The following is a 12,384-nucleotide window of genomic DNA, read 5'->3' as shown; positions in this document are numbered from 1 at the left end:
TCATTCCAAAATATTTAAGTAATTATTTACTCTTGCTATATAATTTTGAGTTTCTTTAAATGGAGGAATACCATCATATTTATTTACATTTCCCGGTCCGGCATTGTATGCCGCAAGCGCCAAATTTGTATTTCCATCAAATTGTTTTAACAATTTTGATATATATTTAACACCACCATTAATATTGTCTTTCGGATCAAACGGATTAATAACTCCCATATCCGAAGCTGTTGAATCCATCAACTGCATTAAACCTTTTGCATTCGCTTTAGATTTCGCATTAACAATTCCGGCAGATTCTGTAAGTATTATCGATTTAATTAATTTTTTGTCAACATCATATTTATGTGATGCTTCATTAATTATTGGTTCAAATTTCTCTATTCTTTTTAGTGCATTATTGCTTGGCTTAGTATTTTCAATATCTTTTATTGCTTTAGTAACATTTTCATCAACTTCGTTTATTTTATTATTTTTTACATTTTTTTTGTTGTAATCTTTAATATTGTCGCCAGTCATAGAATTAAAAATTTTATCTGCTATTCCCATCCCTTTTGAATTAGAAATATGTTTTGCAATTTCAGTTTCAAACAATACATCTAAAACATCACCGCCGTAATTCTCATTGCCAAATAATCCATCAGTAGTTTTTGTCATGCTTTTTAACATCATTGCTGTTAGCATACTTTCAAAATCTTTTGAAGCTTGAGCTAATTTGGTTTTCTCTTCTTTAGAATACCTATCACCTGCAATTTTCCCTTGCTTAATATGAGATTCCGGTTTCGTTATTTTCAATTCTAAAGAATTCATTTTACATTATTACCAATTCAGCAGTTAGTGCACCAGCTTCCTTTAGTGCTTGGAAAATTGCAATTATATCTCTGGGGGAAACCTTTAATGAATTTAGAGCTGTTGCAACTTCTTGTGCATTTGATGCTCCGTTTATTGTATATGTACTTGTTTCATTTTCATTTTCTTTCACATCCGGAACTTGATTGTTAAACAGTACTGTGTTACCTTGTGAAAAAGGTGACGGCTGTGAAATTAATGGAAATGATTTAATTGTAATATTTAAACTTCCATGAGAAATTGAAACCGGTGATATTCTTACATTCGTTCCAGAAACAACTGTACCGGTTCTTTCATTCAATACTACTTTAGCAATTACATCTTTCTGTACATTTATTAATTCTATTCTTGATAAAAAATCGGTTATATTATTTTCTCCAGCTGGAATTGCCAAAGATACTTCTGCCGCATCAATTGTTGAAGCAACTGTTGAACCAAAAACTGCATTGATAGAATCAGCAATTGTTTTTGAAGTTGTAAAATCTGGTTCTTTTAAAACAACACTAAGTTCGGTTGGAATAAAACCCTCTTCAAGAATTGCTTTTTCTAATACTCCTCCATTTGGAATTCTGCCGCTTAAAGCATGATTTTTGGCAACTCTTCCACCGCTGCTTGTATTTATATCATATCCGCCAATGGATATTGCCCCTTGACACATTGCATAAACATTACCATCGCTTTTGGAAAGTGGTGTCATTAAAAGAGTTCCACCCATTAAACTTTTTGCATCACCCATTGATGAGACCGAAACATCAAATTCACTTCCTTGTTTTGCAAGATTAATAACTTTTGCCGTTACCATAACTGCTGCAACATTTCGCGTTCTTAAATTTGCATCCGGAACTGTTATTCCAAATCTTTTTAACATACTTGTTACAGATTGTACCGTAAATGTTGATCGATAACTATCACCCGTTCCACTTAAACCTACAACTAAACCGTAACCAATTAATTGCTCAGAATTAATTCCTTTGAAATATGCAATATCTTTTATTCTTTGTGCATGAATAATATTTGTAAAAAAAATAATTACTAAAATTGATTTATAAATTTTCATAGTTTCCCTCTAGAATAACCAATGGAAAAGTTTTGTTATCCAGCCCGGGTCTTGCATATTTTTAATTTGACCTTCACTCTGGAAAATAATTTCAGCATCAGAAATATTATACGAATAAACTGTGTTGTCTGTCTGAATGTCTGAGGTTCTTACAATTCCTCTTATTGTAATCATTTGTTCTTCATCATTTATAACAATTTTTCTACTGCCTTTAATTCGCAGAAGTCCGTTTGATAAAACCGAATCAATCATTGCACTTAGTTTTGTTCTTACCATTCCGGAAGATTTTGCGGAACCACTTCCTTTAAAATCGTTTCGGGAACCTAAATCTAAATCAACACTAGGCAATGCTGTTGCATCTAATCCCCCATCTAAGCCTAATCCAATATCACTTTCCCTACCGGTTGATTTTTCTGCCTCATTTGATGCTTCAGAAGATTCAACAACAATTATTGTAATTGCATCACCAAGACTTGCAGCTTTGTAATCTGAAAATAAAGATCTAAATCCATTTTGACTCATATTCTGTGCATTTATCAAAATTGGAATAACTAAAAACAATGCAAATAACTTTTTCATTTTTTACTCAATTATTTTTACAGTATTATTATTTAAAATTTCTGCTTTGAATATTTTTTTATCGTCAGTTTTTATTTTTATTATTTCGCCAATAATTCCTTCGGATCTTGCAGTAGCATTAAAACTTATCTGAATTATTCCTTTATTGTAAATTGCATTAACATTATCACCGCTTTTTATATCTGGAATAATTTCAATCATATTTTTTTCTATTATAGATTCTGAAGAAATATTTATTCTTGCTCTGTATTTATTTATGTTTTTAAAATCTAAAATCGGTTCAGCTCTTAATGTTGAAACCTCTTTTTCTTCAATTTTAAAATCGTTTAAACTTAATTCTTCATTTTTATTAATATATCTTGAAGTTACAAGTACATCTTGAAATAATTTAATTTTTATTGTTACAATCCCTTGTTTTTTTTCTCCCTTTCCGTTAAAAATATTTACTGGAATATATGCGTAATTTTTTTCAAGTCTAAATTCACGACTTTCATCCGGTATAATTTCATCCATTGTATGATTGGGAATTTTATATTCATACTTTTTAACATTAGTAAGATGTTTTTTCAAATACTTTTCAATAACATCAGCGTTATTAAAAAAAAGAATTGTAGTTAACAATATTTTAAATGCTAAAATCATTTTATCTTTTTAAGTTATTTGCTATTGACATCATTTCTTCAACAGTTTTAACAGTTTTAGAATTGATTTCATATGATCTTTGTGCTGATATCATTGAAATCATTTCTTCAACAATATCAACATTAGAAGATTCTAAAAATCCTTGATTCAATTCACCAAATCCTTCTTGTCCAGCTTGTCCAAGAATAGGTGAACCGGAAGCTTCGGTTTCATCATATAAGTTATCGCCGATTGCATGTAAACCCCCGGGGTTTACAAATTTTGCAAGTTCAATTGTACCCAATTCAACTATGTCACCACCAACTTCGGTTGATGTAATTACTCCGTCTCTTGAAATACTTAAACTTCTTACATCTTCATGAATTGCAAATCCTGGCTCTAAAACGTAACCATCAGATGTTACTATTGAACCTTCTGCTGAAATTTTAAATGAACCGTCTCTTGTATAAGAAAATGTACCGTCACTTTTTCTAACTTGGAAAAAACCATCACCATTAATTCCAACATCAAGCTGCTGGCCAGTTTGCTGCAAATCACCTTGTACAAAAACTTTTTGTGTTGAAGAAGGCTTAACACCGCTTCCGACTTGTATTTTTGTATTTGTATTTTCAATCGAACCTGGAATTACAGTGTTTTGAGGATTCGCAGAAATTTCTTGATAAATCAAATCTTTAAACTCAGCTCTATTTTTCTTAAAACTTGTTGTATTCATGTTAGCAATATTGTTGGATATAACTTGAATATTAATTTCTTGCGCATACATTCCGGAAGCCGCGCTTCTTAAAGCTCTTGTTGGCATTTATTTTTTCCTCTTATGTTTTTCCAATTTCTTTACTTTGACTTAACATTCCATCCAATGAAGTAATCATTTTTTGTGATGCTTCAAAATCTTTTTGTAATTGTATCATTGCTTGCATTTCCAATATAGGATTAGTATTTGAGCCTTCAATAAATCCTTGATGAATTTTAAACTGACTTCGATCAACATTATTGAATTCTTGTTCTGAGTAATAAAATTTTTGGTTATCTGATCTTTCCAACATTTCTGGTTGTTCAACATTTACAACTCTTAAATAATCAACAAAATATTTTCCAACTTTAATTTGACCGTCATCAGTAACTGTTACTTCACCTTTTGATTTTAGCATTAGTTCATCAAGATTGATATTTCCCTTTTCACCTAAGACTCTATTACCATCTTTTGTAGATAAATATCCTTCATCATCAATTATGAACTGCCCATTTTTTGTAAGCTCAATTCCTTTTTCTGTGTTGATTGCAAAAAATGCTTTGCCTGAAATTGCAAAATCAAGCGGATTGTCTGTTTCAATAAATTCACCTTCCGAAAAATCCGTAACTTGTTTCACACCTTGATTTTCGGCTCTTTCCATATATTCTGCAAAAGGTATTTCTCTTTTAAACCCATTTGTACTTAGGTTGGCAAGATTATTTGCAACAATTTGTATGTTATGAATTTTGTCATTCATACTTTTCGATGCATTGTATAAACCTTTTATCATTTTCTTTCCAAGTTATTTTGTATTCTTATTAAAAATTCCGAAAATTCTTTTGCAATTATTTTTATTGTTTTATCTTCTTTTGCAACTTTAGAAATCGAATTTTGCAAAATCATATTTTCACTTTTTATCAATTTTATTTTTTTAGCAATTTCAATAATTAGATTTAGCATAACAATAATTACGATACAAGTTTATTTATTCCATTTTTATGAAAGTTATTTTCAGCAAAATAAATTTGATCTTCATTAATATTTAGTTCAGTTTTTATTTGCCATTTTTCGTTAATTCCATTTTTCAAATCATTAATTTCTTTTTGCAATATATTGCTATCATATTTTTCAATATCAATACTGCCAACAAGAAAATTATTTCTTAAAAATCCTTTAACCTTTGCCGGAATTTCACCATGTTCAAATTCTAATTTGTAAGAAGGTAACCCGTTTGATAAATAAAGTTTCTTTATGTTATATTTTATAAATGATAGTCCGCTTCCTCTTTTTATAACAACAAAATCCGGATAGAAATCGTAATCCTTAAATACTGATTTCTGCAAAATATAAATTGAGCTAAATTTTATAAATTCATCGATATCCGTTGATATATAATTCGAATCATTAAAATATTTTATAAGATTAAGTAATATTTCTGACTTATTTTGAAGTGCCGAAGTGTTTTCTCTTTTCGTATCATAAATTAATTTAGAGTTAACTTCATTTAACAAATAAATGTCTTCTTGATTCAGCAATAAATTTTTTATCGAATTGAATAAATATTTGCATACTGTTGAAAAAGATATTGCAAATAAGTTTTCATACAGATCTAAAATTTGGGGAATTTCTTTTTCAGAATATTTCCAAACTAAATTAATGAGAAGAGTCAATTCTAAATCTTTAACCTTAATTCTTTGAGTGATTTTTTCTAATTGAAGATACTTTGATTTTATTAACGGCTTTTCTTCTAAAATAATTTTTGAGATTAGCTCTTTGAACCTTTCTGTATTGGTTATTTTAAATATTTCACTTATTTGTTCGAAAAGTATGTTTTTATTTTTTGTTAATAAATGAGTGAGATTTAATGAAAGCGTAATTGGATTTTTTTCAACAACAAAAGCAATTAATTCAGCTTTTAACGGAATCTTTTCATCAATTTCTGCAATAAATATTTTTCCATCAATTAAAACTTTTAAAGAGTGACTAAAAAATTCTAATGGAATTATACTTACTAAATTATTTTTTTCTGGTAAAAATAAATCAGCGTTTACAGAATTTCTAACTCTTGTTAGTAATTCAAAATCAATCATATTTTTAATTGTATTTTTCATCCTATTTGCTGAGATAATTTATGAATTCTTGCCGCCAATAATATTTCACCTTTACCAATATTTAATTCACGTGCTTTCTTGTTTACTATTGCAGAATCTAATTCAACTCCCTTAATAACTTTTGCAAATAATTTTATTTTTTTTCTTTCAATTTTATTTTTTGTAAAAGTTAGTTTTTCATTTCTGAGTGCTTCAATATTTTTCTTAAAATTTTTATTATAATTATTTCTGGAATTGTTACGTGATTTTTTCCAATAAAATAAAATCATAACTAAAAGCAAAAATTCAATAATTATAATACTGTTTGTTAAAAGTTTTTCTGTACTGTATGAAATTATTGGTTGATTAAGAGAATTTAACTCGCTTATTTTATTACTTGAATTAACTTTCGGTGCATCTTGTGCAAATAATTGCAAATTCAGATTCATTAAAACAAATATTATTAAAATCAATTTTTTCATTTTCTAATTTTTCTTTTTAGTGGAAATTTTAATACCAAAGCCGCACCGCTATTTTCAAATGAATCAAATTCTAAATTACCTTCATGTTTTTTCATTAAATTCTTAATAATATTTAATGATAAATTTTTCTGAACATCTTCTTTATTGGAAATATCTTTATCGGATATACCGCTAGTTGTAATTACTCTTAAAATTATATTATCTGATTTGTATCTTGTTTGAAGAATGATTCCGCCTTTTCTTGTTTTATAACTTTTGATGACGGTGAAAACATTTGTCAACAACTGATATATGTAATTAGGGTGACTAAGTATGGAAGGTAAATCTTCTTCAAAATCAAGAATACATTCAAAGTTTGCATTCTCTAAAGTTGATTTAATTAAATAAAAATATTCTTTAATTATTTCATTGAGATTGCATGGTTTAATTTTAACGTCTTTTTGACTAACATCGGCAAATTTTACAAGTCTGCCAATTACAACATTTATTTTTTTTATTTGAGATTTAATCTGGTTTAATTCAGCACTGTTTTTAAATTCAGTTTTTAGAATATCAACATTGCTTGTAATTACTTGTAAAGGTGTTACAATATCTTCAACAATTCCTTCTGTCAATTCTCCAATGGCGGATAGCCTGAAATCATTTGATAATTTTGCTTGATAAGTTTGAAGCTCTTCATAAGTTTCATTTAACTTTTCACTGAGTTTAATTTTTTCAAGTTTTCCGAGAAGTAAATTCAGAAACATATTTATGTTTTTCTTTTCCAATTCACTAATGTTTTTTTCATTCATTGATGTTAGGATTGAAAGAATTCCATAATTTTTCTTTTCATCGTAAACCGGAAAAATTAAATAAAATAATTTTGCACCATTTACATTATAACTTTCAAGTTCCGGAACTGTCATTATTTTTTTATCAGAATAAATTGAATTGAAAATTCCTTGTTGATTAAAATGATTCATATTTTTAACAATACTTGCATTCTCATCTTCATCAACCGGAACAAGCTTTCTCGTAAACTCATTATAAAATAAAAGTGAAACTGTTTTAACTGGAATAATTCCTTTTAGGTAAATAAGAAATTTTTCCATTAGTACTTTTACATTAAAATCATTTTTGATTTCTTTTTCAAAAGCCATTAAATTTTGAATAAAGTAAGAATACTTTTCCAACTGTTTCAATTCATTAGAAACCAACTCCGGTTGATATTTTTCTTCGTTGTAAAGTGATATTTCACCTAACGATTTAAAGAATGGTTCAACCTTTAAAGTATTTTGTTTGTGTAAGATCATTTTATAAATAAATCTGAGTTAACTTCATTAGTAAATAATTCACGGTAGCTTTCAATAAATGAATTTAATTCTTCATCCGATGAAATTCCCAATGTTCCCAATACTGATTTATCAAGTTCGATTCCTTTATCTAAATAGAAAGTACCGATTTCTAATTTTTGTGTCATGTAATCAACAAGATGAACTATAGAAATTAACACATCATTTTCAGCAGCTAAACTTGGCTGATGATGATTAAGAATACAGTTCGATAAATGTTCTGGCAAGTGCCATTTGTTGGCAAGGAAATTTCCAATTTCTTGATGATCCAATCCCAAATATTTTCTTTCAGTTTCTAACAATGGTGTACTTAAATTTTTTATATCTTCAGAAATTGCTTCAAATTCATTTCTAAAAAATTTATGCATAACCGGAACACCTAAATCATGAAGCAAACCAGCAACGAAAGCTTCGCTTCCAATTCTGAATCCCAAATCTTCAGCAACTCTTTTGCATGCAGTTCCTGCAAGCATTGAGTGAACCCAAAATTCTTTTTGATCAAGATATTTATCTGATTTGTTTTTGAATGAATCAACCATTGTTAATGCAACAACAATATTTTTAATATCTTGATAGCCAATTATTAATATCGCAAAATCAATTGTTGAAACTTTTCTTGTTAATCCGTAAAGTGGTGAATTAGCAATTGATAAAATTTTTGTAGATAATCCTTGATCTTTTCCAATCATTCTGCTAAGCGCTGCAGTATTGGTTGTCGGATCATCAAGAAGTTTTGAAACTTCTAACATTGTTGCAGACATTGCGGGCAGATTATAGACATTAGATAATGCTAATTCTGATTTTCTCCTTCTGTCTTGTTTTACTTGTTCTTCCATTTTTAGTCACCTGTTTTGTTTGTTATAAATTTATTGAGTCGATTTGATCTTGAAATAATTCTTTATAGCTGAAAATGAAATTCTCTAAATATTCAGAATCTCCTAATCTTAAAATTTCTATTATTGCCGGATCTAATGTTGCTGTGTTATCCCAACTAAAATCCCCGATCATTAATTGTTTAGTCATATAATCAGCAAGATGCACAAGTGCGGTAAGCTCCTTGTTATTTTCAGCTAAAGATGGTTTATGATGAAAATTAATTACATCTGCAATTGCTACCGGTAAATTCCATCTATCAACTAAATATCTTCCTATTTCTTGATGAGTGATTCCTAAATGCAGTTCTTCAGCTTCTAAGTATGTTAAATTTTGTTTTTTTACTGATTCTAAAATTTCTTTGAATTCTTTTGTAAAAAATTTGTTTATTATAGCAATTCCTAAATCATGTAAAAGTCCAGCTGTAAAAACTTCACCGCTTGCTTGATATCCCAAATCATCAGCAATTTTTTTAGATGCTGCCGCTGTTAAAATTGAGTGAAGCCAGTATTGCTTTTGATCAAACTTAGAATCGCCGGTAATTTTTAATGAATCCATCATTGATAAAGCTAATACTATATTTTTAACTTGGTTAAATCCTAATACAACAATTGCAAAATCAATGGTTGAAACTCTTCTCGGTATTCCGTGCAATGGTGAATTTGCAACAGTTAAAATTTTTGTAACTAAACCTTGATCATGACTTATCATTCTTCCAAGAATATTTGCACTGGTTTTGGGATCATCAATAATTGAAGAAACTTCCATTATTACTTGCGGAATGCTCGGTACATTGTAAACAGTTGAAAGAATTCTATAAACTCTTTCTTGTTTTCCTTCAATATTTTCAGTTGCTGAATTAGTCATATTGATGTTCAATTTGCTTTTTCAAATCTTTCATAATTTTACTGTGTAGCTGCGAAACTCTTGAAACTGTAATATCTAATGCTTGCGATATTTCTTTGTAATTCATGTGTTCATAATAATAAAGTGTAATAATCAAACGGTCTCTTTCTGATAAATTTTTTATTGCTGTAACTAACAATTCTTTTTGTTCATTGGAATTAAATTCATCATCCGGAGTTTCATATTCAGAAGGAATAATTTCCGAAAGTGTAAATCCGTCATCGTTATCATAAGGCTGGTCAATTGAAACATTTTTATAAATCACTTTGTTGGAATCTTGATTTTGATAATTTGCACGTGGCTTAATTTGAAGTTTTCTCAATTCATCAATAATTTTTCCTCTGATTCTTTGAATTGCATAAGTTTCAAATTTGGTTCCAAAATCCGGATCGAATCTGTCAATTGCTTCGCTTAATCCTTCAATTCCAAACTGGAAGTAATCCTTTTCTTCAACAACATTAAGATTCATAAATTTTGAATTATGGATTACATAATGAACTAGATTGGTATAATTAACCATTATCTGTTTTTTAACTACACTTGATGGTTCTGTTTTATATTCTGCCCAAAGTGTACTATTATCCATATTACTGTATCCCTAAAGTTTAGCTTAAGAAATTTTTTTGTTTATCAATTGATGCTTTGTTTATGGCTTTTATAAATGTGAGGGCAAGAATGGTTAATAGTAAAGTTGCAACAAAAAATATGATGAATGATCTTACTAAAATATCCTCAACTAACATGCCTTGCTGGCTAAATATTATTATCGAGATGAAAAATAATAGCAGTCCGATATTTAATATTATTTTGTTCATTTTATGTCCTCCGGTTCTTATAATTTCAAAGAATATACCAACATTATTTTGCTGTTTTAATTTGATTTTGGATTGTTTTCTAATTTTTTGGAATGTCGAATTGGTTATTATTAACCAATTGTTTGTATTTTAATTTTTGAGGAAATTTCTTGAAGTTGATTTGAAATTTCGGAAGTTTTTTTCGATTTGCACAATGGAATTTGATCTTTAATAGATTGAATTACTTCTTTGGAAAATGAAACTTCGCCTAAGTATTTTATTTTACTTTTTAGGAAATGGTCAACTGCTTTTTGAAGATTTTCGAATGCAATTATTCCTTCATGTTTTTCAAAAGTTTTATTTACAACAATATTTATCTCGGATTCAAATCCTAAACTTTTCATCATTTTTACAATTACGTAACCATCCATTACCGAAGTTGGTTCCGATGAAGTTACAATAATAATTTCATTAGAATTTTGAAGAATTTGAAGTGTTGATTTATTAATTCCAGCAGAAGTATCAAAAAGTACATAATCATATTTTGCAGAAATAATTTTCAACTCGCTTAAAAATAAATTGATTTTTTCCTCTGTAAATTCCGGATGATCAATTCTTCCGGATTCACCCAAAATGATATCCAAATTTTCAGAATAATTAAAAATTATTTCATCTAAATCGTAATCATAATTTAGATAATGATATAAATTCTTTTTTGAATGTACATTAAAAATTGCTCCAATATTTGATAAATTAATATCAAGATCAACAAGCAATACTTTTTTTCCTTCTTCAGAAAGTTGAAATGACAAATTGCTGCAAATAAAGGATTTCCCCGTTCCGCCTTTGCCGGAGGTAAACGATATTATCTTTGTCGATTCTTTTACTTCATTTTTCGCATGAAATAAATTGCTCAACTCATACAATCTTTTGGCTTGTCCAAGCATTAATTTATTTTTCCCGTATAAATCATATTTGCAATAAATTCATTATCTGCCGCAATTATATCATCTGGGATTACTTGTCCGTTTGTTAAATATTTTATTGGAACTTTTATTTCCTCAACAAGATTCAGCAGATTTCCGAAAGTTACGGCTTCATCCAATTTTGAAAATATTAATCCATTATAATTCAACACTTTGAATTTTTTTGCAACATCCAACATAATTTTATAATCGCTTGTGCTGTTTAGAACCAAATAAGTTTCATCTATTTTAACCGTTTTTAAAAATTGATTTATTGAATTAAGTAATTTTGCATTATTCTGACTTCGTCCAACAGTATCGATAAATACAATATCTTTATCTTTAAACTTTTTCATAAACTTTGGAATATCTTTTGGTTCATACGCAACCAAAAAATCAATATTAGAAATTTCAGAAAATATTTTTAATTGATCTAAAGCCCCTAATCTGTAAGTATCAATTGATATTAATCCAATATTTAAATTGTGAAGTATTTTGGAAATTACAGCAAGTTTTGCGATGCATGTGGTTTTTCCAACGCCGGTTGGACCAACAATAGAAATTACTTTTTGACCGCCGTCTTTATTTAACTCAAAATCACTTGTTGGAATTAAAGAAGCCAAAGTTGAAATAATATATTCATCTTTGTTTTCATCATTAAATAAAGCTTCGTACTGAGTAATTAATTTTAGAATTTTATTTATATTTTTTTCGGAAACATCTTTTTCGCTTAGTATTTTTTTAATAGACTGAAATTGAATTTTATCTAAATCAACTGTTTTTCTTTGTGGTTGAGAAATTTTTGAATTTGAATAAGATTGACTATTTGAAACTCCATAAATCTTTTCAGTAAGTTTTTTCATTTCAGAATCAAAACTTTTTACTTTCGGAATTTCAACTTTTATTTCTTTGTGATTATCATCTTCATCTAAACTTGCGGTAATTTCAAAAAGTTTTTGTTCAACACCTTTAGAATAATCTTCAATCACTTTTGTGCCAAGTACAATAGCTTCATCGCCAAAGTCACCTTTCATTTGGGCAATTGCATCTTTTAAAGTTGTTCCAATAAATTTTTTTATCTGCATT

Annotated in this window: 16 protein-coding genes; all 16 read right to left on the bottom strand. The window is 28.3% G+C overall.

The window, feature by feature from the left end:
• Complete coding sequence (locus tag IPM32_07185) at positions 1-810, bottom strand: transglycosylase SLT domain-containing protein (protein MBK8945045.1); 810 nt, start codon at positions 808-810, stop codon at positions 1-3.
• 1 nt (position 811) lies between these two features.
• Positions 812-1,906: a flagellar basal body P-ring protein FlgI gene (locus IPM32_07180; protein ID MBK8945044.1), complete on the bottom strand. Its 1,095-nt coding sequence runs from the start codon at positions 1,904-1,906 to the stop codon at positions 812-814.
• Between the two features lie 9 nt (positions 1,907-1,915).
• Entirely contained in the window at positions 1,916-2,485 is a 570-nt protein-coding gene (locus IPM32_07175; protein ID MBK8945043.1) for a flagellar basal body L-ring protein FlgH, read from the bottom strand.
• A 3-nt stretch (positions 2,486-2,488) separates the two neighbouring features.
• Positions 2,489-3,127, bottom strand: a complete 639-nt coding sequence (gene flgA / locus IPM32_07170; protein MBK8945042.1) for a flagellar basal body P-ring formation protein FlgA — start codon at positions 3,125-3,127, stop codon at positions 2,489-2,491.
• A gap of 1 nt (position 3,128) precedes the next feature.
• Positions 3,129-3,926 carry a flagellar basal-body rod protein FlgG gene (gene flgG / locus IPM32_07165; protein ID MBK8945041.1) on the bottom strand — a complete coding sequence of 266 codons (798 nt, stop codon included), beginning with the start codon at positions 3,924-3,926 and terminating at the stop codon, positions 3,129-3,131.
• Positions 3,927-3,939: 13 nt separating this feature from the next.
• Positions 3,940-4,647, bottom strand: coding sequence for a flagellar hook-basal body protein (locus IPM32_07160; protein MBK8945040.1), 708 nt, complete (start codon positions 4,645-4,647; stop codon positions 3,940-3,942).
• Positions 4,644-4,817: a hypothetical protein gene (locus IPM32_07155; GenBank protein ID MBK8945039.1), complete on the bottom strand. Its 174-nt coding sequence runs from the start codon at positions 4,815-4,817 to the stop codon at positions 4,644-4,646. Before IPM32_07155 ends, IPM32_07160 begins: the two co-directional genes overlap by 4 nt.
• 8 nt (positions 4,818-4,825) lie before the next feature.
• Positions 4,826-5,968, bottom strand: a complete 1,143-nt coding sequence (locus IPM32_07150; GenBank protein ID MBK8945038.1) for a hypothetical protein — start codon at positions 5,966-5,968, stop codon at positions 4,826-4,828.
• Positions 5,965-6,429: a hypothetical protein gene (locus IPM32_07145; GenBank protein ID MBK8945037.1), complete on the bottom strand. Its 465-nt coding sequence runs from the start codon at positions 6,427-6,429 to the stop codon at positions 5,965-5,967. Before IPM32_07145 ends, IPM32_07150 begins: the two co-directional genes overlap by 4 nt.
• On the bottom strand, positions 6,426-7,721 hold the full coding sequence (locus IPM32_07140) for a hypothetical protein (GenBank protein ID MBK8945036.1): 1,296 nt from the start codon (positions 7,719-7,721) through the stop codon (positions 6,426-6,428). Before IPM32_07140 ends, IPM32_07145 begins: the two co-directional genes overlap by 4 nt.
• The gene (locus IPM32_07135; protein ID MBK8945035.1) at positions 7,718-8,596 is read right to left on the bottom strand and encodes an HDOD domain-containing protein; all 879 of its coding nucleotides are present in this window, start codon (positions 8,594-8,596) and stop codon (positions 7,718-7,720) included. Before IPM32_07135 ends, IPM32_07140 begins: the two co-directional genes overlap by 4 nt.
• A gap of 22 nt (positions 8,597-8,618) precedes the next feature.
• Complete coding sequence (locus IPM32_07130; protein MBK8945034.1) at positions 8,619-9,446, bottom strand: HDOD domain-containing protein; 828 nt, start codon at positions 9,444-9,446, stop codon at positions 8,619-8,621.
• Positions 9,447-9,492: 46 nt separating this feature from the next.
• A complete protein-coding gene (locus IPM32_07125) occupies positions 9,493-10,125 on the bottom strand; it encodes a sigma-70 family RNA polymerase sigma factor (GenBank protein ID MBK8945033.1) in 633 nt (210 codons plus the stop codon).
• 19 nt (positions 10,126-10,144) lie between these two features.
• Positions 10,145-10,354 (bottom strand): hypothetical protein, encoded by a 210-nt coding sequence (locus IPM32_07120; protein ID MBK8945032.1) that lies wholly within the window; start codon positions 10,352-10,354, stop codon positions 10,145-10,147.
• 110 nt (positions 10,355-10,464) lie between these two features.
• A complete protein-coding gene (locus tag IPM32_07115; protein MBK8945031.1) occupies positions 10,465-11,280 on the bottom strand; it encodes an AAA family ATPase in 816 nt (271 codons plus the stop codon).
• Positions 11,280-12,383 (bottom strand): AAA family ATPase, encoded by a 1,104-nt coding sequence (locus IPM32_07110; GenBank protein ID MBK8945030.1) that lies wholly within the window; start codon positions 12,381-12,383, stop codon positions 11,280-11,282. The genes IPM32_07115 and IPM32_07110 overlap by 1 nt, the downstream gene beginning before the upstream one ends.
• Position 12,384 lies beyond the last annotated feature (1 nt).

This window comes from Ignavibacteriota bacterium (genome assembly GCA_016716225.1).
Taxonomy (GTDB): domain Bacteria; phylum Bacteroidota; class Ignavibacteria; order Ignavibacteriales; family Melioribacteraceae.
Note: the sequence above shows the minus strand (reverse complement) of the source record. Positions and strands in the feature narration are given on the sequence as shown.